21 protein-coding genes are annotated in these 20,768 nt (G+C 73.0%); 10 read left to right on the top strand and 11 right to left on the bottom strand.

The features are described from left to right. Window positions 1-50: 50 nt before the first annotated feature. Window positions 51-797 carry a MerR family transcriptional regulator gene (locus AB0L59_RS03910; protein ID WP_365578863.1) on the top strand — a complete coding sequence of 249 codons (747 nt, stop codon included), beginning with the start codon at window positions 51-53 and terminating at the stop codon, window positions 795-797. Further along, on the top strand, window positions 794-1,369 hold the full coding sequence (locus tag AB0L59_RS03905) for a hypothetical protein (protein ID WP_365578861.1): 576 nt from the start codon (window positions 794-796) through the stop codon (window positions 1,367-1,369). The genes AB0L59_RS03910 and AB0L59_RS03905 overlap by 4 nt, the downstream gene beginning before the upstream one ends. Here the strand turns inward: AB0L59_RS03905 and AB0L59_RS03900 are convergent. After that, window positions 1,356-2,789, bottom strand: a complete 1,434-nt coding sequence (locus tag AB0L59_RS03900; protein ID WP_365578859.1) for an RNB domain-containing ribonuclease — start codon at window positions 2,787-2,789, stop codon at window positions 1,356-1,358. The two genes, AB0L59_RS03905 and AB0L59_RS03900, sit on opposite strands and share 14 nt — an antisense overlap. A 74-nt stretch (window positions 2,790-2,863) precedes the next feature. Here AB0L59_RS03900 and yaaA point away from each other — a divergent pair, with 74 nt between their 5' ends. Continuing rightward, on the top strand, window positions 2,864-3,646 hold the full coding sequence (gene yaaA, locus AB0L59_RS03895; protein ID WP_365578857.1) for a peroxide stress protein YaaA: 783 nt from the start codon (window positions 2,864-2,866) through the stop codon (window positions 3,644-3,646). An 81-nt stretch (window positions 3,647-3,727) separates the two neighbouring features. After that, entirely contained in the window at window positions 3,728-4,399 is a 672-nt protein-coding gene (gene eda / locus AB0L59_RS03890) for a bifunctional 4-hydroxy-2-oxoglutarate aldolase/2-dehydro-3-deoxy-phosphogluconate aldolase (protein WP_365578855.1), read from the top strand. On the opposite strand, the gene AB0L59_RS03885 is transcribed toward eda, so the two are convergent. Genes AB0L59_RS03885 through AB0L59_RS03875 form a run of 3 tightly spaced genes read right to left on the bottom strand, consistent with a single transcriptional unit; the run spans window position 4,371 to window position 7,183 of the window. Continuing rightward, the gene (locus AB0L59_RS03885; RefSeq protein ID WP_365578853.1) at window positions 4,371-5,573 is read right to left on the bottom strand and encodes a bifunctional RNase H/acid phosphatase; all 1,203 of its coding nucleotides are present in this window, start codon (window positions 5,571-5,573) and stop codon (window positions 4,371-4,373) included. The two genes, eda and AB0L59_RS03885, sit on opposite strands and share 29 nt — an antisense overlap. A 12-nt stretch (window positions 5,574-5,585) precedes the next feature. Continuing rightward, entirely contained in the window at window positions 5,586-6,329 is a 744-nt protein-coding gene (locus tag AB0L59_RS03880) for a C4-type zinc ribbon domain-containing protein (RefSeq protein ID WP_365579507.1), read from the bottom strand. 17 nt (window positions 6,330-6,346) lie between these two features. Continuing rightward, a complete protein-coding gene (locus tag AB0L59_RS03875) occupies window positions 6,347-7,183 on the bottom strand; it encodes a Nif3-like dinuclear metal center hexameric protein (protein ID WP_365578851.1) in 837 nt (278 codons plus the stop codon). A 187-nt stretch (window positions 7,184-7,370) separates the two neighbouring features. Here AB0L59_RS03875 and AB0L59_RS03870 point away from each other — a divergent pair, with 187 nt between their 5' ends. Both AB0L59_RS03870 and AB0L59_RS03865 read left to right on the top strand, forming a co-directional pair. Then, on the top strand, window positions 7,371-8,609 hold the full coding sequence (locus tag AB0L59_RS03870; protein WP_365578849.1) for a hypothetical protein: 1,239 nt from the start codon (window positions 7,371-7,373) through the stop codon (window positions 8,607-8,609). A 96-nt stretch (window positions 8,610-8,705) separates the two neighbouring features. After that, entirely contained in the window at window positions 8,706-8,864 is a 159-nt protein-coding gene (locus AB0L59_RS03865) for a hypothetical protein (RefSeq protein ID WP_365578847.1), read from the top strand. A gap of 92 nt (window positions 8,865-8,956) precedes the next feature. Here the strand turns inward: AB0L59_RS03865 and AB0L59_RS03860 are convergent, their stop codons facing one another. The 3 genes from AB0L59_RS03860 to AB0L59_RS03850 are packed head-to-tail and all read right to left on the bottom strand — an operon-like array spanning window position 8,957 to window position 11,873. Next, a complete protein-coding gene (locus AB0L59_RS03860) occupies window positions 8,957-9,898 on the bottom strand; it encodes a 3-oxoacyl-ACP reductase (protein ID WP_365578845.1) in 942 nt (313 codons plus the stop codon). Between the two features lie 11 nt (window positions 9,899-9,909). Next, window positions 9,910-10,986, bottom strand: a complete 1,077-nt coding sequence (locus AB0L59_RS03855; RefSeq protein WP_365578843.1) for a Zn-dependent alcohol dehydrogenase — start codon at window positions 10,984-10,986, stop codon at window positions 9,910-9,912. Between the two features lie 29 nt (window positions 10,987-11,015). After that, entirely contained in the window at window positions 11,016-11,873 is an 858-nt protein-coding gene (locus tag AB0L59_RS03850; protein ID WP_365578841.1) for a MaoC/PaaZ C-terminal domain-containing protein, read from the bottom strand. A gap of 243 nt (window positions 11,874-12,116) precedes the next feature. On the opposite strand from AB0L59_RS03850, the gene AB0L59_RS03845 reads away from it, so the two are divergent. From AB0L59_RS03845 to AB0L59_RS03835, 3 genes are read left to right on the top strand one after another with little or no spacing between them, the layout of a single operon-like run. Beyond that, the gene (locus tag AB0L59_RS03845; protein WP_365578839.1) at window positions 12,117-13,109 is read left to right on the top strand and encodes an ABC transporter ATP-binding protein; all 993 of its coding nucleotides are present in this window, start codon (window positions 12,117-12,119) and stop codon (window positions 13,107-13,109) included. Further along, window positions 13,109-13,825 carry an ABC transporter permease gene (locus AB0L59_RS03840; protein ID WP_365579505.1) on the top strand — a complete coding sequence of 239 codons (717 nt, stop codon included), beginning with the start codon at window positions 13,109-13,111 and terminating at the stop codon, window positions 13,823-13,825. The genes AB0L59_RS03845 and AB0L59_RS03840 overlap by 1 nt, the downstream gene beginning before the upstream one ends. A 17-nt stretch (window positions 13,826-13,842) precedes the next feature. Beyond that, the gene (locus AB0L59_RS03835) at window positions 13,843-15,117 is read left to right on the top strand and encodes a sensor histidine kinase (protein WP_365578837.1); all 1,275 of its coding nucleotides are present in this window, start codon (window positions 13,843-13,845) and stop codon (window positions 15,115-15,117) included. Here AB0L59_RS03835 and AB0L59_RS03830 read toward each other — a convergent pair. Further along, window positions 15,095-16,663: an alpha-L-arabinofuranosidase B gene (locus AB0L59_RS03830; RefSeq protein WP_365578835.1), complete on the bottom strand. Its 1,569-nt coding sequence runs from the start codon at window positions 16,661-16,663 to the stop codon at window positions 15,095-15,097. The two genes, AB0L59_RS03835 and AB0L59_RS03830, sit on opposite strands and share 23 nt — an antisense overlap. 296 nt (window positions 16,664-16,959) lie before the next feature. Between AB0L59_RS03830 and AB0L59_RS03825 the strand changes: the two genes are divergently transcribed. Beyond that, complete coding sequence (locus tag AB0L59_RS03825; protein ID WP_365578833.1) at window positions 16,960-17,601, top strand: response regulator transcription factor; 642 nt, start codon at window positions 16,960-16,962, stop codon at window positions 17,599-17,601. Window positions 17,602-17,892: 291 nt separating this feature from the next. On the opposite strand, the gene AB0L59_RS03820 is transcribed toward AB0L59_RS03825, so the two are convergent. From AB0L59_RS03820 to AB0L59_RS03810, 3 genes are read right to left on the bottom strand one after another with little or no spacing between them, the layout of a single operon-like run. After that, on the bottom strand, window positions 17,893-18,642 hold the full coding sequence (locus AB0L59_RS03820; RefSeq protein WP_365578831.1) for a hypothetical protein: 750 nt from the start codon (window positions 18,640-18,642) through the stop codon (window positions 17,893-17,895). 36 nt (window positions 18,643-18,678) lie between these two features. After that, window positions 18,679-19,218 carry a SigE family RNA polymerase sigma factor gene (locus tag AB0L59_RS03815; protein WP_365578829.1) on the bottom strand — a complete coding sequence of 180 codons (540 nt, stop codon included), beginning with the start codon at window positions 19,216-19,218 and terminating at the stop codon, window positions 18,679-18,681. Between the two features lie 52 nt (window positions 19,219-19,270). Further along, a complete protein-coding gene (locus tag AB0L59_RS03810; RefSeq protein WP_365578827.1) occupies window positions 19,271-20,737 on the bottom strand; it encodes an MFS transporter in 1,467 nt (488 codons plus the stop codon). Window positions 20,738-20,768: the final 31 nt, after the last annotated feature.

Raw genomic sequence — 20,768 nt, 5'->3', positions numbered from 1 at the left:
CCCCGGTCGCCGCTTGACCATGCCGCGACGTCAACGTCTGTACTGGTCCCATGCGGATCGGAGAACTCGCCGCCACCGTCGGCGTCACGACGCGTACCGTGCGGCACTACCACCACCTGGGCCTGCTGCCCGAGCCCGAGCGAAAGCCGAACGGCTATCGGCAGTACACGCTCCGGCACGCCGTCGTCCTCGCCCGGATCCGGCGGCTGACCGAGCTGGGGCTGGGTCTGACCGAGGTGCGGGACGTGCTCGCCGACGACGCCGGCAAGGACCTGGTCGAGGTGCTCACCGAGCTCGACGAGGACCTGGCCCGGCAGGAGACGGAGATCCGGGCGCGCCGGCAGCGGCTGCGGTCGATGCTGGACGCCGGGGAGCTGCCCGCCGAGGGGCCGGTCTCGCCCCAGCTGGCCGGGCTGCTGGCCGCGCTGCCCGGCGACGGCTCCCCCATGGCCGTCAAGGACCGCGAGGTGCTCGCCCTGATCGACACCGGGGCGGCGCCCGAGGAGCGGGAGCGGATGATGTCCGCGCTGCGCGGCGCCCTGGACGATCCGGACGCCCTCGCCCGGGCCCGGGAGGTGTACGCGCTGCTCGACGCGCTCGCGGACGCGGAAGCGGACGATCCGCGCGTGGCCGAGGCCGCGCGTGCCCTGGCCGCCTGCGTCCCGGCGGACCTGCTGCCGGCCGGTCCGCCCTACGCCGACCACGCCCTCCTGCGCGCGCTGTACGCCGACTTCGCGCCCGCCCAGGCGGAGGCGATCCGCCGCGCGCTCAACATCATGATCATGGAGGGGAGATGAGCGTGGTGGAGACGGTGGGACGGCTGGCACGGCACGAGGCCCGGCTCTTCGCCAGCCTGGCGCTGTGGCTGGCCCGGCGCACCCAAGGCACCGCCGGCGGGCGGGGGTTCGGGTACACACGCGGACAGGGCGCCACGACGGCGGGGCTGGTCTTCGTGTGCGTGGTCGAGACGATCGGGGTTTCCGTGATGCTCCGCGACACGGCCGCCGCGCACGACGTCCTGCTGGTGCTGGACATCTACACCGTGCTCTTCGTCGTCGGCCTGCACGCGGCCTGTGTGGTCCGCCCGCACGTGCTGACCTCCCAAGCCCTGCGGGTGCGCTACGGCGCCCATGTGGACCTGCGGATCCCGCTGGACGCGATCGCCGCCGTACGCCGGGCGACGCGGATGACGCACGAGCCCGCGGAGGGCGTGCTGAACCTCGCGGTCGGGTCGCAGACGTCGGTCGAGCTGGAACTGGCCGAACCCGTGACCCACCGGTCGTTCCTCGGCCGCCCCCGGCAGGTGAGCGTGGTGCGGCTGCACGCCGACGACCCCGCCGGCCTCGTGCGGTGCCTCATGCCACGGTAAAGAGGATCTTCGTCGTCCCCGGCTCGGCCCGGCTGAGCCGGACCCGCAGGCGTTCGCCGAGCGGCAGCCGGTCGCCCTCGATCCGGCCGATGACCGCCGGCTCGTCCACCTGGACGGTCCCCACGGTCGGCCGGTGCTCGTCGACGTCCACCACACAGCCTTCGAAGACGTCCCCGACCCGGCCCTCGAGCAGGGCCGCCTCCACGATGTCCACGCACTCCCGCTCGACCGTGCCCGCGATGCGGGAACCGTCGGCCATCCGCCGGGGCAGCGGGTCGAGCGCGGCGAGCACCCAGTCCGGCGGGGCCTGGCCGGCGACGGCGGCCAGGCAGATCTCCGCGGCGTAGCGGTCGGCCAGGCGGCGCAGCGGGGCGGTGCAGTGGGCGTACGGGGCGGCGACGGCGGCGTGCGTGGTGATCGCGGGCAGGACGCCGTCCCGGAAGACGGTGTAGCCGGCGCCGCGCAGCAGTGCGGTGCACTCCTGGAGGAAGGCCGCGTGGTGGGTGTTGTGCGGGTCGAGGGTGCGGATCAGGGCCGCGTACGACACATGGTGCGGCCAGTCGATGTGCAGCGCGGTCGCCGTGCGGTGCAGCCGGGAGACCGCGCCGTCGGGGGCGGCGGGGAGGGTGCGCAGCACACCGGTGCCCTGGGCGAGCATCAGGTCGGCGGCGGCCATGCCGGCGAGCAGGGACAGCTGGGCGTTCCAGCCCGCGGCGGGCAGCGGAACCCGGTAGCCGAGGACGTAGGTGTGGTCCTGTTCGGTGATCTCCTGCTCGGGCACGTTGAGGGAGATGCCGCCGCGCTCGGTCTCCTGCCGCTCCCGGGCCTCGCCGATCTCCTTGAGCAGCGCGACCGGCTCCTCGGCGGTTCCGGTGTCGATCTCCTTCTGCACGCGCGCGTAGTCCAGCTTGGCGCGGCTGCGCACGAGAGCGCGGCGCACGTCGACGGCGACCGTCCGGCCGTCCGCGTCCAGGTCGATCGTCCACAGCACGGCCGGGCGGACCCGGTCCGGCAGCAGACTGGCGGCGCCCTCGCTGAGCACGGTGGGGTGCAGGGGGATCTTCTCGTCGGGGAAGTACAGGGTGTTCACCCGCCGGTGCGCCTCCGCGTCCAGCACCCCGCCGGGCACGACGAAGGCGGCGACGTCGGCGATCGCGTACCGGACCCGGTAGCCGGTGCCCTGCCGCGAGAGATGGGCCGCCTGGTCGAGGTCGGTGGAGGCGGGCGGGTCGACGGTGAAGAAGGGGATGTCCGTGGCGTCGTACGACGGCGGGACGGGCGCCTTCGCCGCACGCTCGGCCTCGGCCTGGGCCTCCGGCGGGAAGTCCTCCGGAAGCCCGAGTTCGGCGCGCAGCGCGGCGAGGGCGGCCCGCAACGGGGCTTCGGGGGCACCGGTCACGCGGATCCTGCGGCGGGGCATACAGCGAGCGTAGGTCGGGGTCGCTGCGGCGGCACGCCGTACCCTGTCGCGGAGGTCTACGTGAGGAGTACGTGTTGCTGGTCCTGCTGCCGCCGTCGGAAGGCAAGGCGAACCCGGGCGGGGGCGCCCCGCTGGAGGTTGCGTCGCTGTCCCTGCCGGGGCTGACCGCCGCGCGGGAGGCCGTGCTCACCGAGCTGGTCGAGCTGTGCACCGGTGACGAGGAGAAGGCGCGCGAGGTGCTCGGGCTGAGTGAGGGCCTGCGCGGTGAGGTCGCGAAGAACGCCGGGCTGCTCACGGCCGGCGCCCGACCCGCCGGGGAGATCTACACCGGTGTCCTGTACGACGCCCTCGGCCTGGCCACGCTGGACGCGGCGGCACGGCGGCGTGCGACGGAATCGTTGCTGGTGTTCTCCGGTCTGTGGGGCGCGGTGGGCGTGGCCGACCGGATCCCCTCCTACCGCTGCTCGATGGGCGTGAAGCTGCCGGGGCTCGGCGCGCTGGCCGGGCACTGGCGGGCGCCGATGGCCGAGGCGCTGCCCGAGGCGGCCGGGGACGGCCTGGTGCTGGATCTGCGCTCCTCGGCGTACGCGGCGGCCTGGAGGCCGAAGGGCGAGCTCGCGGGGCGTACGGCGAGCGTGCGGGTGCTGCACGCCCCGACCCGGAAGGTGGTCAGCCACTTCAACAAGGCGACCAAGGGCCGGATGGTACGGAGCCTGCTCACGGCCGGTGCCGCGCCGAAGGACCCCGCCGAGCTGGTCGGGGCGCTGCGGGAGCTGGGGTACGTCGTGGAGGCGGAGGCGCCCGGGAAGGCGGGCAGGGCGTGGTTGCTGGACGTGCTGGTGGACGAGATCCACTGACGGGCACCGGGCGGGCGGCGGCCATTGCAACATGTGCAACGCTCATTGCGCGAGCTGCAGTCTGCTGGGCACCATGAGGGCATGACCCCACCGCTGCCCTCCCCCTCCGCTGCCTCCGTACTGGATCTCGCACCCGTCGTGCCGGTGGTGGTGGTCTCCGACGCCGCCGACGCCGTACCGCTCGCGCGGGCGCTCGTGGCGGGGGGACTGCCGGCGATCGAGGTGACGCTCAGGACGCCGGCGGCGCCGGACGCGATCCGGGCGATCGCCGCCGAGGTGCCCGACGCCGTGGTCGGCGCGGGCACGGTGATCACGCCGGAGCAGGTCGGGGCGTGTGTCACGGCGGGGGCGCGGTTCCTGGTCAGCCCGGGGTGGACGGACGCGCTGCTGGAGGCGATGCGCGGGTCCGGACTGCCGTGTCTGCCAGGGGTGTCGACCACCTCGGAGGTCGTGGCGCTGCTGGAGCGCGGGGTGCGGGAGATGAAGTTCTTCCCGGCACAGGCCGCGGGCGGTACGGCCTACCTGAGGTCACTGGCCGGGCCGTTGCCGCAAGCTCGTTTCTGCCCCACGGGCGGGATCGGCCCGGCGAACGCTCCGGAGTACCTTTCCCTGCCCAACGTCGGCTGCGTGGGCGGCAGTTGGATGATCCCGGCGGACGCGGTGGCCGCGGGGGACTGGGGGCGGATCGAGGAGCTGGCGCGGGGGGCGGCGCGGCTCGCGGGGCTCAGGGACGCAGATGGGACGTGTCGTTGAAGAGCCGTACGCTCGCGTTGCCGTCCGCGTAGTACGCCACCGCCGACAGGGAGGCCGCCGAGAGTTCCATGCGGAACAGCGACTCGGGCGGGGCGCCGAGGGCGAGGCGGACGAAGGTCTTGATCGGGGTCACATGGCTGACCAGCAGGACCGTGCGGCCCGCGTGGGTGGCGACCAGCTTGTCGCGGGTGGCGGCGATCCGGGTGGCCGTCTCGGCGAAGCTCTCGCCGCCGCCGGTCGGGTGGGCCTCCGGGTCGGCGAGCCAGGCGTTCAGGTCGTCGGGGTGGCGGTCGCGGACCTCGCCGAAGGTCAGGCCCTCCCAGGCGCCGAAGTCCGTTTCGCGCAGGCCGTCTTCGATCGTCAGGTCCAGGCCGAGGCGGGTGGCGACGATGGTGGCGGTTTCGCGGGTGCGGGTGAGGGGGGAGGCGATGACGGACTGGATGGTTCCGCGCTCGGCCAGTGCCTCGGCGGCGCGGTGGGCCTGTTCGCGGCCGGCTTCGGAGAGGGAGGGGTCGGTGCCGCCGCTGCCGGAGAAGCGCTTCTGGGGTGTCAGCGGGGTCTCGCCGTGACGGAGGAGGACGAAGGTGGCGGGGGCGCCGAGGTCGGGGGCACTGCTCCAGCCCGGCGCCGAGACCCGCTGCTCACCGGGGGCTTGCGGGCGCCGCTCACCGGAAGGTGCCGCTCTCCGCGGGACGGGCGCCGCGGCGGTGGCCGGCGGCGGAGCGTTCAGCGCTGCCGTCGACTCGGCGGGCGACCACTGCTGCCCCTTCGCCCCCGCGTCCATCGCCTCGTTCGCCAAGCGGTCCGCGTGTTTGTTCTGTTCGCGGGGGATCCACTCGTAGGTGACCTGGTCGGGAGGGAGGACCGATCTGGCCTGGGCCGCCAGCGGCTTCATGTCGGGGTGTTTGATCTTCCAGCGGCCCGACATCTGCTCGACGACCAGCTTGGAGTCCATGCGGACGTGCACCGCCGCGGTCGGGTCGAGGGCGTGGGCGGCACGCAGGCCGGCCAGCAGGCCCCGGTACTCGGCCACGTTGTTGGTGGCGATGCCGATGTACTCCGCGGCCTCCGTCAGAGGCTCGCCCGAGGCCGCGTCCCGGACGACCGCCCCGTAGCCCGCCGGCCCCGGGTTGCCCCGGGACCCGCCGTCGGCCTCGACGATGAACTCCCTCACCGGTCCAGCCCTCTACAGACCCGACTCGGCCGTACGCACCAGGATGCGGCGGCAGTTCTCGCAGCGCACCACGGTGTCCGGCGCCGCCGAGCGGATCTCGTTCAGCTCGGTGATGGCCAGTTCCTGACGGCAGCCCTGGCAGGTGCGGGCGTACAGCTTGGCCGCGCCGATGCCGCCCTGCTGACCGCGCAGCTTGTCGTAGAGCTTGAGGAGGTCCGCGGGGACGGCGCCGGCGACGACCTCGCGCTCCTTCGTCACCGTCGCGGCCTCGCCGTCGATCTCCTCGTAGGCCGCGTCCCGGCGCGCGGTGGCGTCGTCGATCTTCGACTGCACCGACGCGACCCGCTCGGTCAGCTCGTTCACCCGCTCCTGCGCGGCCTCACGGCGCTCCATGACCTCCAGCACCACGTCCTCCAGGTCGCCCTGCCGCTTGGCGAGGGAGACGATCTCGTGCTGGAGGTTGGCCAGGTCCTTCGGCGAGGTGACCGCGCCGGAGTCCAGGCGCTGCTGGTCACGGGCGGCGCGCTGGCGCACCTGGTCCACGTCCTGTTCGGCCTTCGTCTGCTCGCGGGCGGTGTCGCTCTCCTCGGTCTGCGCCGCGACGAGCAGGTCCCGCAACTGGGTGAGGTCCTTGTTCAGCGAGTCGATCTCGGCGTGCTCGGGCAGGGACCTCCGCCTGTGCGCGAGCTGCTGCAGGCGGACGTCGAGGGCCTGGACGTCGAGGAGTCGGATCTGGTCGGCGGGCGCGGCGTTCAGTTGGGGGCTCCTGTTGGCTACTTAGAGGTGGTGGACGCCGCGTGGGCGGTCCAGGGGTCGGTGACCGTCTGGGAGACGTGGACCCGCAGGTCCCAGCCGTGGCGGTCGGAGATCTCGTCGAGCTGGCTCGCGGCCAGCTCGCACCAGGGCCACTCGGTGGCCCAGTGCGCCGCGTCGAGCAGCGCGAGGGGGCTGTGGGCGACGGCCTCGCTGGCCGGGTGGTGGCGCAGGTCGGCGGTCAGGAAGGCGTCGACGCCGGCCGCGCGGACCTGGTCGAAGAGGCTGTCGCCGGAGCCGCCGCTGACGGCGACCGTGCGCACGACGGCCTCGGGGTCGCCGGCCACCCGGATGCCCTGCGCGGTGGCGGGCAGCCGTTCGGCGGCGCGGGCGGCCAGCTCGCGGACCGTGAGGGGGTGGTCCAGCTCGCACACGCGGCCGAGGCCCCGGCAGCCCTGCGGGTCGGTCGGGTCCGGGACCAGGGGCCGTACGACCCTGAGGTCCAGCGCGCCCGCGAGCGCGTCCGAGACGCCCGGATCCGCCGTGTCGGCGTTGGTGTGGGCGACGTGCAGGGCGATGTCGTGCTTGATCAGCGTGTGCACGACACGGCCCTTGAAGTGGGTCGCCGCGACCGTGGTCGTGCCCCGCAGATAGAGCGGGTGGTGGGTGACCAGCAGGTCGGCGCCGAGCTTCACCGCCTCGTCGACGATCTCCTGCACGGGGTCGACGGCGAACAGGACCCGGGTGACCTCCTGGTCGGGGTCGCCCACGACGGTGCCGACCGCGTCCCAGGACTCGGCCCGCTCGGCGGGCCACAGGTCCTCCAGCGCGGCGATGACTTCAGACAGACGGGGCACGTAGGAAAGGCTACCTGGCTGGCCTGCGCGGCCGTACCGCATCCGACTGCTCTGACCCCCCTCAGCACAAAGGTCCCGTTTTCCTCAGGTGAATCGCTTCTGCGCCACCCGTATGTGTGAAGCGGGGTCGGCCGGTCCCCCGCCTGTGCGTACGAAAACTAGCTTCGTCGCCGGAGGTGACCGAACGATGACGGCCTGTGCGATCGAACCCCCCGCCACGGGCGGGGCCGACGGAGCGCCGGGAACGGCGTTCGCGGTGACGGCGGACGGCGCGTACGCGGCCCGGCTGGCGCCGGCCGGTGACTGCTGGTTCCCGGAGCGCTGGACGCTGGACGGCCCGGAGCCGTACGCGGTGCCGCTGCCCGGCAACCAGCCGGAGGAGCCCGGCACCGAGGTGCAGCCCCTGTCCGACGGCCGGGTGCTGATCCACCGGCTGGTCGAGCACCGGCACGCCTTCTCGCTGCTGTACCCGACCGGTCCCGGCACCGGCGAGCTGCCGCTCGGCGTGGTGGAGTGCCCCGAGCCCGGCATCCGGCTCGCCCTGCTGCCGCCCGCCCCGGGAGGCTCGCGGGCTTACGCCCTCGCCGTCGGGCCGCGGTCGAGCGTGGTGTGGCTGGTCGCGGGCGGGGCCTTCGGGCCCGAGTGGCTCGCCGAGGTGCCGGGGCGCTGCTCGGGCGGGGTGTGGCTGGACCGCGCCGGGCGGATGCTGGCGCTGGACCGGGAGCTGGGCGGGACGGTCAAGACGGTCGTGGTGGACCTGGAGCGCGCCGAGGTCTCGCCGCTGCTGCAGATCGCGGCGGGCAGCGACGACCGGCTGCTGCTCGCCGACCCCGACAGCGGGTTGCTGCTCATCTCCTCCGACGCGCCCTCGCCGGGGGAGGAACGATTGGGCTGGGGCGTGCTCGGCAGCACGCTGCCGGTGCGCTTCCCGGAGAGCCTGCGGGTGCCGGACTGTGCGGTGACGCCGTTCGCGATCCAGCCCGGGCAGGTGCTGATGCCGGAGAACTGCGCGGTGGCGCTGCGCGTCGACGGGCCGTTCGGCAACAGCTGGACGGGCATCTGGCGGCCGGCCGGGCGGCGGGTGAGCCATCTCCCGGCGCCCGAGGGGTGGCTGGCCGGGGCCGGGCTGTGGACACGGGACGGGGTGCTGCGGCTGCCGTACGCCACGGAGGAGACTCCGTGCGGCGTGGCGGAGCTGACGGTGCCGGCGGGGGAGGCCGGGGGAACGGGGGGGCTGGGGGGACCGGGGGACGCGGGTCCGGAGGGTCCGGTCCGGGACGGCACGGCCGACGGGGCGCACGGCGCGTCACGGCAGTCGGCGGACCCGGATCCTCCGGAGCCTGTGGAACCGGAGCTTCCGGAGCCGGTGGTGGCACGTCCGGTGCCGTTGCAGCAGGCGCCTCTGGGACGTCTTGTAACGAACTAGTGCCGGTTGGCGTGTGCGCCTGGATTCGGCCCGTGGTGTGCCGGTTACACTCGCCCGGCTGTACGAAAGATCATGTTGACGGGGTGAATACTTCCGATGAGCGACACCAGCACGACGGGGCAGCTGTCTGCCGACTCTCAGGAGGCTGCCGGCCACGGCCGGCACCGGGGCCCGGTCGCGGCCCAGGAGAGCGAGACGGCCGCGCACGGCCGGCACCGCAAGCCCGCCGAGGAGACCACCGAGGCGGCTGCCTGAAGGTCGTAACGGAGGAGGGGGCGCCCACCGGGCGCCCCCTCCTCCCTTTTCCCTCCACCGTTTCCCGTTGTCCCACCCGCGTGTGCGTCGCCTCAGCCGCGCTTGAGTCCGAGCACCTCCGCCGCCGCGAAGGTCTCCCCCGGCGGCCGGCCCGCGTAGTGCGGGGTGAGCAGGGCGTCGAGTTCGTCGTAGGTGAACGTCTCCTGCTTGCTGTCGAACTTCGTCCGCACGCGCGGCCGTTCCACGATCGCGACCATGCCGCCGTGCACGACGAGCAGCTGGCCGTTGATCGCGGCGGCGGCCGGTCCGGCCAGGTAGCCGACGAGCGGGGCGACATGCTCGGGGGCCAGCGGGTCCAGGCCCTCGTCCGGCCGCTGGAAGCCGGCGAACACGTCCTCGGTCATCCGGGTCCGGGCGCGCGGGCAGACGGCGTTGGCCGTGACGCCGTACTTGGCGAGAGCGAGGGCCGTGGAGGTGGTCAGCCCGACGATTCCGCCCTTCGCGGCCGCGTAGTTGGGCTGTCCGGCGGAGCCCGCGAGGAACGCCTCCGAGGAGGTGTTCACGATCCGCCCGTGGACCTTCGCTCCCCCGGCCGCCTTGGACCGCTCCCGCCAGTGCGCGGCGGCGAAGCGGGTGGTGTTGAAGTGGCCCTTGAGGTGGACACGGATCACCGAGTCCCATTCGTCCTCGGTCATGGAGAAGACCATGCGGTCGCGCAGGATGCCCGCGTTGTTGACGAGGATGTCCAGCTTGCCGTACTCGGTGATCGCCAGGTCGATGAGCTCGCGGGCCTGCCGGAAGTCGGCGACGTCGCCGGTGTGGGCGCGGGCGCGGCCGCCCTGGTCGCGTATCCCCGCGGCGACATCTTCGGCCGGACCGGCCGAGGCCGCTCCGGAGCCGTCCCGCCCGGGTTGCCCGTAGTCGTTGACGACCACGGCCGCACCGAGCCGGGCGAGTTCCAGGGCCTCGGCCCGGCCGAGCCCGCGTCCGGCGCCGGTGACGACGGCGGACAGTCCCTCCAGTGGCAGTGACATGCGCCGCGTCCTCAGATCTCGATGCACGTACGCAGGGCGGTCCCGGTGCGCATCTGGTCCAGTGCCTCGTTGATCTCCGCCAGGCGCACACGGTGGGTGATGAGGCCCGCCAGGTCGATACGGCCGGCCCGCCACAGGGCGATCGCGCGCTCGTAGGAGCGCAGCACGTCACCGCCGCCGTACATGGACGGCAGGATGCGCTTCTCGTCGAAGAACAGCTCGAACATGTTGAGCTGCAGGAAGTCGTCCATGGCGCCGGCGCCGACGACGACGAGGGTGCCGCCGCGCCGGGTGTTCTCGTAGGCGGTGCGTGCGGTGGAGGACCTGCCGACGACCTCGAAGACGTAGTCGAAGCCCTCGCCGCCGGTGACCTCCTGCTTGGCGCCCGCCAGTTCGTCGGGCGGGACGGCCCGGGTGGCACCGAACCCGAGGGCCGAGTCCCGGCGGGAGGCGACCGGGTCGACGGCTACGATCTCGGCGGCGCCCTTGAGCCGCGCCCCCTGGATCGCCGAGATCCCGACCCCGCCGCAGCCGATGACGGCGACCGAGGAACCCGCCTCCACGTCGGCGGTGTTGAGGGCCGCACCGAGTCCGGTGGTGACTCCGCAGCCGATCAGCGCGGCGATGTCGAAGGGCACGTCGTCGGGGATCGGCACCGCGCAGCCGGCGTCGACGACGACCTCCTCGGCGAAGGTGCCGGTGCCGGCGAAGCCGAACACCTCACCGCCGGGACGCCGGAAGTTCGGGGTGCCGGCGTTCATGAACCCGGCCAGGCACAGCTCGGTCTGCCCGCGCCTGCAGGCGGGACAGGCACCGCAGGCCGGCAGCCAGCAGACGACCACCCGGTCACCGGGCTTCACCCGGGTGACGCCCTCCCCCACCTCCAGGACCTCGCCCGCGCCCTCGTGCCCGGGCACGAACGGCGCCGGCTGCGGCAGCACCCCGCTCATCGCCGACAGGTCCGAGTGGCACAGCCCCGTGGCGCGCACCCGTATCCGCACCCTCCCGGGACCGGACCCCACCGCCTCGACGTCGTCGAGGACCTCCAGCTTCTCCTGGCCGATCTCGTGCAGTACGGCTGCGCGCATGGTGCGGCTCCCCTCAACTGACTACCGGATCAAAAGAGTTCGACGACCGTGTCGGCGAGGACGGGCGCGTCGTCGCGCTCGACGGCACTCACCGCGACCCGCACCCTGCCGTCCCCCCGCCACATGCGGATGCGCAACGTCTCCCCCGGGAACACCACCCCGGCGAACCGGGTCGCGTACGACCGCACCCGGCTCACGTCCCCGCCGAGCAGCGTGTCCACGACCGCCTTGAGCGTCATGCCGTAGGTACACAGCCCGTGCAGGATGGGCCGGTCGAAGCCGGCGCGCTTGGCGAACTCCGGGTCGGCGTGCAGCGGGTTCCAGTCGCCGGAGAGGCGGTACAGGAGGGCCTGGTCCTCGCGGATCGGGCGTTCGACGGTGCGGTCGGGCTCACCGGTGGGAGGGTCGAGGCGTGTGGACGGGCCGCGGTCACCGCCCCAGCCGCCCTCGCCGCGTACGAAGATCTGTGCGTCGTTGGTCCACAGCGGGCCGTCGGCGTCGGCGACCTCGGTGCGCAGGACCAGAACGGCGGCCTTGCCCTTGTCGTATACGGCGGCGAGCCGGTTGGTCGCCCTCGCCGTGCCCTCGGCCGGGAGGGCGCGGTGGATCTCCAGCGTCTGGCCGCCGTGCAGGACCTTCGCGAGCTCGACCTCCACACCGGGCATGGACAGGCCGCTGATCACGCCGGGCGCGCCCGAGCCCGCGACCGTGGCGAAGCTCGGCAGGACGTGCAGCCGGGACTCCAGGGTGTAGCGCAGCTCGTCGGGGTCGGTGGCGGGGATGCCGGCGCCGATACCGAGGTGGTAGAGCTGGACGTCCTTGGTCGTCCAGGAGATCGCGCCGGTCCGGGGTTCGGCCGCGAGGGCTTTCGCTGCGTCGATGGGCATACGGCTCCTGACACTGGCGGTTCAAGACCCCGGCGCGGACGTCCGCACCGTCGGCCGCACCGAGGTCGCTACGGGCCGACCTAGAACGCGTTCCAGTCCGGCGCCCTCTGTATAGCCCAGCGCTCCACACTTGTGAAGACTCCTGACTCTGTGTCAGCTGCGCCGGAGCGGTGACATATGTACTGCCCGAGTCCGTACATGCGCATCTGCCGGAGCCGGGGGCGGATTCGTAGCGTCGTAGGCATGACGCAACGGGGAAGCGCCGTCTCCTTCACGGGGGCGGTCAAGGCATACGGCGCGGTGCGCGCCGTGGACGGTGTCGACCTGCGGATCGGCTGCGGGGAGACCGTGGCCCTGCTGGGCCGCAACGGAGCCGGCAAGTCGACCGCGATCGGGCTGCTGCTCGGCCTGCACGAGCCCGACGCCGGCGCGGTGGAGGTGTTCGGCGCGGCGCCCGGGCGGTCGGTGCGCGCGGGGCGGGTGGGCGCGATGCTCCAGGACGCGCGGCCCGTGCCCCGGGTCACCGTGGACGAACTGGTCACCTTCGTGGCCTCGCGCTATCCGACGCCGATGCCGGTGACGCGGGCGCTGGAGCTGGCGGGGATCGCGGACCTGGCCGGACGGCGGGTGGACCGGCTGTCCGGCGGGCAGGTGCAGCGGGTGCGGTTCGCCGTCGCGCTCGCCGGTGACCCGGCGCTGCTGGTGCTGGACGAGCCGACGGCGGCGCTGGACGTGGAGGCCCGGCACGCCTTCTGGGACTCCATGCGGGCCTACGCCCGCCGTGGCCACACCGTTCTGTTCTCCACCCACTATCTGCAGGAGGCGGACGCCTACGCCGACCGGATCGTGGTGATCGACCGGGGCCGGATCGTCGCCGACGGCACGGGCGAGGAACTGCGGCGCACGGCGGGGGGCAACCTGGTCGCCGTGGACCTCGCGGGCCGGGAGCCGGAGGCGTTGGCCCTGCTGCCCGGCGTCCGCTCGGTGGAGGTGCGGGGCCGCCGGGCCCGCCTGCGCACCGACGACTCGGACGCGACGGTGACCGCCCTGGCGGAACTGGGGGCGATCAGGGGGCTGGAGGTGACTCCGGCGTCCTTGGACGACGCGTTCCTCGCCGTGACGGCCGAGGGAGGCGCTCGCGCCCCGAAGCAGCGCGGGGTGGTGTCCGACATGCGGCTACCACCGCGTGGGCGCGACCAGCCGCAGACGACCGACACCCGAAGGACGGCCGTGTGATGCTCGCCTACGTACGACTGGAGATCCACCGCACCCTGCGCGACACGGGCTTCGTCGTCGGGGGCGTCGCCATGCCCGTGATGATGTACCTCCTGTTCACCAACCTCGGCGAGAACGACGGAAGCTGGAAAACCGCGGCCATGGTCGGCATGGCCGCCTACGGCGCCCTCGGCTCGGCCCTGAACACCGGAGGTGCCGTCGCCGAGGACCGCGCCGTCGGCTGGCTACGGCAGCTGCGGGTGACCCCTATGCCCCCGCGGGAGGTGGTGACCGGGCGGGCCCTGACCGGTGTGGTGACCGTACTTCCCTCGATCGTCGCGGTGCTGGCGGCCGGCGGCCTGGTCAACGGGGTGCGGCTGGCGGCCTGGCAGTGGGCGGCGATCGCGCTGCTGCTGTGGGCGGGCTCGGTCCCCTTCACCCTGCTCGGCCTCGGCAACGGCTACCGGCTGACCGGGCCGTCCACCGGGGTGGTGAACATGGCGTGCAACCTGGGCCTCGCGGTGCTCGGCGGCCTGTGGTTCCCGATCAGCCTCTTTCCCGGCTGGCTGCGCGCTCTGTCGCCGTACACCCCCACCCGCCGGTTCGCCCAGCTGGGCACCGCCGTATCGCAGGGGCAGGCCCCGGGCGCCGGTGCCATCATCGTCCTGACGGCTTGGCTCGTTCTGTTCGGTTCGTACGCTGTGCTGTCGTACCGCCGTCGGGCGGGGACCATCTGACCGGGGGAAACACAGACATGAATTGGGTACGGGGAGTGCGGTGCCAGATACGGGCGCTGCAGGCCGAGCGGCGCCGGTGGAAGGCCGAGCACGAGCGGTTCAAGGACGCGCAACGGGCCGCCCGGCAGCGGGGCGAGGAGCCGGACGTCGACCATCCGGGTCCGCCACCGACCGGTTTCGCCCTGCTTCCCTGGCTGCTGATGGGGATGGGGTCGTTCTCCAACCTCCTGCAGGGCAAGACCCCGAACCCGTGGATCGGCGGCCTCGGCCTGTTGGCCTTCAACTCGCTCTACATCTATGTCACCTTCCGCTCCTTCGACCGCGCGAGGCGGGAGGCGGCCTCCACTCGGCTGGCGCTGCTCCTGATGGGCCTGGTGACCACGGGTCTGGCGCTCGGCTACGGCGGCAACTGGCTGATGTTCTTCCCGTTGCTCGGCCTCGCCGTGGGTGCCGCCCTGCGCGGGCCGTGGCTGGGTCGCACAGGTCTGCTGCTGACGGTGTACGCGGCCTGCGTCTCCGCCGTCCGCGGCGGCTGGGGGGACGCGACGAACATCGGCTATGCCACCTTTCTGTCCAGCATGGTGACCGCCGCGATCCTCGGGCTGTCCGAGGCGGTGCGGGAGCTGCGCGCCGCCCGCGAGGAGCTGGCCCGGCGTGCGGTGGAGAAGGAGCGCCTGCGCTTCTCGCGGGATCTGCACGACCTGCTCGGGCACACGCTGTCGGTGATCGTGGTGAAGTCGGAGGCGGCCCGGCGGCTGGCCCCGCGCGACATGGACGCGGCGCTGGGCCAGATCACCGACATCGAGTCGGTGGGCCGGCAGGCGCTCACCGAGATCCGCGAGGCGGTGACCGGCTACCGGGAGGGCAGCCTGGCCACCGAGCTGACCCGGGCCCGCTCGGCGCTGTCGGCGGCGAGCATCGAGCCGGTGGTACGGCAGTCGGGGGCGCCGCTGGAGCCGCGGACGGAGGCCCTGCTGAGCTGGGTGGTGCGCGAGGCGGTGACCAATGTGGTCCGGCACAGCGACGCCCCCCGCTGTGAGATCACCGTGGAGAGCGGCGCCGAACGGGCCCGGCTGACCGTGACGGACAACGGCAGCGGCACCCCCGTGAGCCGGCCCCAGCAGGGCATCGGCGGCACGGGCCTGAAGGGGCTGACCGAGCGCCTCGCGGCGGCGGGCGGCTCGCTCACGGCCGGCCCGTCGCCGCGCGGCGGTTTCACGGTGACCGCCGAACTCCCGGTGGAGTCCGCGCGGTTGGCGGACGCGGGGGCTACGGCGCCCAGGGCGAGCTGACCACCCAGCTGACGTCGTCGGTCCAGGACGTGCTGCTGTCGAAGTCGTTGGACCCGCCGTCGCTCGCGACGTACAGGTTGTAGTCGTAGTGGCGCAGGTATCTCGTCGGGTAGTTGTACGAGGCGAACGAGGTGCCGGTGCCGCTCTTGCCGGTCTGCGGGCAGAACGTGGCGTCGGCCCGGAACAGGGCGGTGCCGTCCATGGGCTGCCGGTACAGCCTGAAGTTGGAGTGGCGCAGGTAGTCGCCGGGGTAGTTGCGCGACTCGAAGGAGACGCAGGCGCTGTCGGCGAGGCCCTTGCGGACGATCCAGGTGGCGTCGTTCTTGTCCAGGCCGGAGCTGCTGGAGGTGATGGCGGACAGCACGCCGGCGTTGTTCTGGTGGCGGACGTAGTCGATGGTGCAGCAGGACGTGGTGGCCCGCAGCGAGATCTCCGAGCCGGCGCTCAGCGTGCCGGCGCTGCCGGTCGCGCCGCCGTAGCCGACGGAGACGATGTCGGCCTGAACTGCGTTGTCGGCGGCGTCCGTCGGGATGCCGGAGGTCATCACACCCTCGAAGAAGGAGCCGATGGAGCCGTTGCTGTTGTCGCCGCCGGTGCCGAGGACGATGGCGCCCTCCTGGTGCATGGGCGAGTATCCGCTCGTGGTCGGCTCACCTCCGGAATAGGTGGTCGTCAGCCCGCCCGATTGTGCATTTCCCCATTTGAGCGCGAAATGGTCCTGGCCGTTGTTCTTGAGCAGCGCGGTCACGAACGGCAGGGCTCCGGTGCCCGTGTTGGAGCTGTTCCTGCTGTATCCGGCGTCGGACTGGAACAGCCCGTTCTCCAGGTCCGCCTGCACCCAGGGGCCCTGACCGTAGCAGGGCGAGAACCAGCACTCGGTGCCGAAGTTGATGGCGTCCATGTGCCCGTTGCCGGTGTCGTTGTTGTTGGTCTCGGCGTTGCCGTAGTCGAAGCAGCAGGAGCCGTTGACGTGGGTACCGGACGTCACCATGTACATCCCCTCGGCACCGCCGCCGGTGGCGACACCGGAGGTGGAGTCGTTGCGGTAGCCCATGCCTGCGGAGATCTCCAGGCCGTAGACCTGGTGGCCGCCGACGGTCACCGCAAGCGCGTCGGCGGGCGCCCCGACATCGGCCTTCCCGGCGCCGCCCGCGCCCTCGATCGTGAGGTCGTTGTGGCGCGGGGACTGGTCGTAGATCCTGGTGATGACGCAGGTCGTGCCGGAACAGAAGGAGTCCTGGGCGGCCGCGTTCGCGTATCCGCCGGTGGCCAGCAGACCGATGTCCCTCGTGGCGCCGTCCGAGGCCCGCTGCACCCGGTACAGCGAGCCGCCGTAGGAGGAGTACAGCGCGCGGACCAGGCTGTGCGCGGCGGCGCAGGGGGTGCCCGCGGCGGCGTAGACGTCACAGGGCAGCGAACTCGCGGCGGCGGCCCGGGGCGCGCCGACGCCGAGGAGCAGCGCGGCGAGGGTCGCGCAGACGGCGAGCACGGACAGGGCGGCGCTCCTGAGCCGCCGCGGGTGGCTGTGGGGGGATCTCACGAGCACGGTGCACCTCGGTTTCGTCGTAGGCAGTGCGGGGTGGACTCGTCCGATATCCCGAACAATGTTCGATCGAAATACCGAACCCCTCTGATTTCTGAATTACCGGGGATTTTTGGAAATGCAGAGGCGATTGTTTGGGTGCCCTCCGGGACCGTCAACCCCCACGGCGCCGGAAAAGAGAGAGTCTTTAATCGGGGGCCGTCGGCGCCGCCGCACCCAACGACCGGACGAAATCCGCCTCTTCGGGCGATCCCGGCGGGCACGGCGATGGGCCGGGTTTCCGGCCGTAACCTGGCCCCATGAACGAGATGCCCCGGGAGCACCGGACCGCCAAGTCCATTCGGGTGCTGCTCGCCGAGGACCAGGGCATGATGCGGGGTGCGCTCGCTCTGCTGCTCGGCATGGAGGAGGACATCGAGGTGGTGTCCCAACTGGGCTCGGGCGACGGGATCGTGGACGCCGTGCTCACCCACCGGCCGGACGTGGCGCTGCTGGACATCGAACTGCCGGGCATCAGCGGGCTGGACGCGGCGGCCGAGCTGCGCGTGCGGGCGCCCGACTGCCGGGTGCTGATCCTCACCACCTTCGGCCGGCCCGGTTATCTGCGCCGGGCCATGGAGGCCGGCGCGGCGGGATTCCTCGTCAAGGACGGGCCCGTGGAGGAACTGGCCGCGGCGATCCGGCGCGTGCTCACCGGGGAGACCGTCGTCGATCCGGCGCTGGCGGCCGCCGCGCTCAGCGCCGGGCCCAGTCCACTGACGGCCCGCGAGTGCGAGGTGCTGAAGGCGTCGGTGGACGGGGCGACGGTCGCCGACATCGCGGGCAAGCTGCATCTGTCCGAGTCCACCGTCCGCAACTACCTGTCCTCGGCGATCGGCAAGACGGGCACCCGGAACCGGGCGGAGGCGGTGCGGGAGGCCCGGCAGCAGGGGTGGCTGTGAACGGGCTCCCAGCGTCGCCCCGGCGACGAGCGCAGACCCGTGTGCCGGAGAACAACGGCAGAGGCGGCAACTGACGGGCCAGGCCGTTCCCCTGGCCGTCCCGCATCCTCGCCCCGCTGCTGCGGAGCCGGCACCGCCGTTCGCGCCTCAGCCGCCCCCGCCCCCGGCGACCTCCCGCGACCACCGCCACCGCCCGCACCGGCGCCTGGCCGGCACCGGCCCCGCCGGCACGCCCGGCCGGGTCCGGGAGCCGGAGGGCGGCGGGAGGCCCGGCGGCAGGGGGGCTGTGAGCTACTGGATCACCTCCGCACTCTGGTAGGCCGTCCCGGCCGGGGCCGTGCAGGCGAACCATTCCACCGGCGAGCCGGCCACCGCCTGCGGCTCGACCAGGGTGCTCGTGCCGTCCTTCCAGCCGCACCTGACCTGCCGGGCGGTGAGGGCGACCGTGCCCACCACGAGCCGCTCGGGGCGGTTGCTGTCCGCCTTGTCCAGAGGGACGGCCCCCGACATCAGGTCCGTGCCGGACAGGGGCTCCCACTTCTTGACCGTGTCGAACATGATCGTCCTGAAGGGGTTGCCGCCGTAGTACAGGCCCGAGTAGTGCGAGGTCTTGCCGACCAGCTGCCGGCCATCGGGGAGCACGGCCGGCTCGATGCCGTACTTCCGCATCGCGGCCAGTTGCGTGGCCGCCTCCGACCTGTCACGCGGCGCTCCCCACACGGACACGACCACGCGCCAGGCGGTGCCGTGGTCCGTGCCGCGCGCCAGCTGCGTGACCTGCGGCACATACACATGCCGGGCCTCGGGTGTGGACGGCTGGGACGCCACGGGCGCGTGCCGGTCGGTGTCACCGGGCAGCCCCGTCACCGCCAGTGTCGCCCCCGTCGAGCCCGCCAGCACCAGGGCGGTCGTCGTCGCGACCGCCCAGCGGCGGGCTCTGCGCCGGCGGCCCCCGCGGATGACCGCCTGCACGGGGGCTATGCCGATCTCGACCTCGTCCGCGGCGTCCGCGAGGAGGAGGGCGATGTCCGTCTGTGTCATGTCGGCCATCTCGTGACTCTCCCGGTCCGCGCTCATCTACTTCCGCCCTCCGTACGTCACCGTCTCGGCCAGTCCCGGTATGGCCCGGAGTTTCGCGATCCCCTTCGCCGCGTTGCTCTTCACCGTGCCGACCGAGCAGCCCATCGCCTCCGCCGCCTGGGTCTCCGTCAGGTCCTCCCAGTAGCGCAGGACCACCGCCTCCCGCTGCCGCACGGGCAGTTCGGCGAGCGCCTCGAGCAGCGCGCCGCGGTCGTCGGCCTGCGCGATCCGGTCACCGGTGTCGGGCACCTCGTGCACCAGACCCGAGTCGTCCTTGGGGGCCAGGAACTCCTTGAGTTTTCTCCGGTGTTTGCGCGCGTGCAGATTGATCATCACGCGTCGTACGTAGGCCTCCGGATCGTCGGCCGCGCCGACCTTGCGCCAGGACACGTAGACCCGCTCCAGCGTCGACTGGACCAGGTCCTCGGCGGCGTGCTGCTCCCCCGTGAGGAGAAATGCCGTACGCATCAGCCGCGGCCAGCGGCCGATCATGAAGCCCTGGAACTCCTCGTTCCGAGCCTTCTTCCCGTCCCCCATGGGCACCTCCCTTGATGTCAGAAGGAGTCCACGGGCCGCCCGGACCGTTGCCTCATCCGCGCGAAGTCGTGGAATGTGCTCGCGCCGCAGGAGCCGCAGAAGCCTCCGCGTTCTTCCGCGGCAGCCACGCCAGTATCAGCACCGCCCCGCACAGCAGCACCGCCGTACTGGCCCGGAAGGCCAGCGCGTAGCCGTCGGTCAGCGCCTCGGGGCCGTGGCCGGGGCCCGTGCCGGACGCCGCGACGGTGGACATCGCGGCGAGCCCGAGCGAACCGCCCATCGTGCGCGAGGTGTTGATCAGCCCCGACACCACACCGGCGTCGCCCGGTGCCGCCCCCGAGGTGGCCAGGGAGGCGAGCGGGGTCGTCGCCAGGCCCGCGCCGAACATCATCAGGATGCCCGGGGTCATGATCGCGGTGACGTACGCCTCGTGCGCGCTCATCGTCGACTGCCAGCCGAAGCCTGCCGCCGCGACCAGCGTGCCCAGCGCCGCCACGGTCCGCGCGCCCGCCACCCGCATCAGGCGCGGCGCCACCTTGGAGCCGACGACCACCGACAGCGAGCTGGGCACCAGGGCGACCCCGGCCTGCAAAGGCGTGTAGTGGAGGACGTTCTGGGCGTAGAGCGTCATGAAGTACCACATGCAGAACATGGCCGAGCCGGAGAGGAACATCGCCGCGTTGGCCGAGGCGACCGAGCGCAGCCGGAGCAGACCGAGCGGCATCAGCGGGGCCGCCGTACGCGCCTCGACCAGCAGGAACAGGGCGATCAGCAGCAGCCCGGCGAGCAGCGGCAGCAGCGTGGCCGACGCCGTCCAGCCCTCCGCCTCCGTCTGCGAGATGCCGTAGGCCAGGGTGGCGAGGCCCGCCGTGACCAGCAGCGCGCCCGGCAGGTCCAGGCGCCGCCCGTCCCCGGCCCGGCTCTCGCTGAGCCAGAGCACCGAGCCGGCCAGCACCAGCGCGCCCACCGGCACGTTGATGAGCAGCACCCAGCGCCAGTCGAGCACGTCCACGAGCACCCCGCCGACCAGGCCGCCCGCGGCCCCGCCGCCGGCGCCGACCGCGGTCCAGGTGGCGATCGCCCGGGCCCGCGCCGCCCCCTCCGGCACCGCGGCCGTCAGCAGGGTCAGCGTCGACGGGGCCAGCACGGCCGCACCGAGCCCCTGCACGGCCCGCGCCGGCAGCAACTGCCAGCCCTCCTGGGCGAGGCCGCCGCCCAGCGAGGCCAGCGTGAACAGGCCGAGGCCGACCAGGAACATCCGCTTGCGCCCGTACAGGTCACCCGCCCGGCCGCCGAGCAGCATGAATCCGGCGAAGGCGATGGCGTAGGCGTTCACCACCCACTGCAGCCCGGCCGGGCTCAGTCCGAGGCCGGTGCGCATGGACGGCAGGGCGACGTTCACCACCGACACGTCGAGGACGACCAGGAACTGTCCGGCGCAGGCGAGCGCGACCACCAGCCAGGTGGGCACCGTCGTCCGGCGGGATACGACAGATGGGGTGTCGGCGGCTTCCGGCATGGATGTCATGCTCTCAACCCGGTTACGGTCC

This window comes from Streptomyces sp. NPDC052109 (assembly GCF_040680195.1).
Lineage (GTDB): Bacteria > Actinomycetota > Actinomycetes > Streptomycetales > Streptomycetaceae > Streptomyces.
This window is presented reverse-complemented; position numbering and strand designations above follow the sequence as displayed.

Coding starts and splice junctions, on each gene's coding strand:
- AB0L59_RS03910 (WP_365578863.1), top strand. CDS start 51: ATGCGGATCGGAGAACTCGCCGCCACCGTCGGCGTCACGACGCGTACC.
- AB0L59_RS03905 (WP_365578861.1), top strand. CDS start 794: ATGAGCGTGGTGGAGACGGTGGGACGGCTGGCACGGCACGAGGCCCGG.
- AB0L59_RS03900 (WP_365578859.1), bottom strand. CDS start 2,789: ATGCCCCGCCGCAGGATCCGCGTGACCGGTGCCCCCGAAGCCCCGTTG.
- eda (WP_365578855.1), top strand. CDS start 3,728: ATGACCCCACCGCTGCCCTCCCCCTCCGCTGCCTCCGTACTGGATCTC.
- AB0L59_RS03870 (WP_365578849.1), top strand. CDS start 7,371: ATGACGGCCTGTGCGATCGAACCCCCCGCCACGGGCGGGGCCGACGGA.
- AB0L59_RS03865 (WP_365578847.1), top strand. CDS start 8,706: ATGAGCGACACCAGCACGACGGGGCAGCTGTCTGCCGACTCTCAGGAG.
- AB0L59_RS03860 (WP_365578845.1), bottom strand. CDS start 9,898: ATGTCACTGCCACTGGAGGGACTGTCCGCCGTCGTCACCGGCGCCGGA.
- AB0L59_RS03855 (WP_365578843.1), bottom strand. CDS start 10,986: ATGCGCGCAGCCGTACTGCACGAGATCGGCCAGGAGAAGCTGGAGGTC.
- AB0L59_RS03850 (WP_365578841.1), bottom strand. CDS start 11,873: ATGCCCATCGACGCAGCGAAAGCCCTCGCGGCCGAACCCCGGACCGGC.
- AB0L59_RS03845 (WP_365578839.1), top strand. CDS start 12,117: ATGACGCAACGGGGAAGCGCCGTCTCCTTCACGGGGGCGGTCAAGGCA.
- AB0L59_RS03840 (WP_365579505.1), top strand. CDS start 13,109: ATGCTCGCCTACGTACGACTGGAGATCCACCGCACCCTGCGCGACACG.
- AB0L59_RS03835 (WP_365578837.1), top strand. CDS start 13,843: ATGAATTGGGTACGGGGAGTGCGGTGCCAGATACGGGCGCTGCAGGCC.
- AB0L59_RS03825 (WP_365578833.1), top strand. CDS start 16,960: ATGAACGAGATGCCCCGGGAGCACCGGACCGCCAAGTCCATTCGGGTG.
- AB0L59_RS03820 (WP_365578831.1), bottom strand. CDS start 18,642: ATGACACAGACGGACATCGCCCTCCTCCTCGCGGACGCCGCGGACGAG.
- AB0L59_RS03815 (WP_365578829.1), bottom strand. CDS start 19,218: ATGGGGGACGGGAAGAAGGCTCGGAACGAGGAGTTCCAGGGCTTCATG.
- AB0L59_RS03810 (WP_365578827.1), bottom strand. CDS start 20,737: ATGCCGGAAGCCGCCGACACCCCATCTGTCGTATCCCGCCGGACGACG.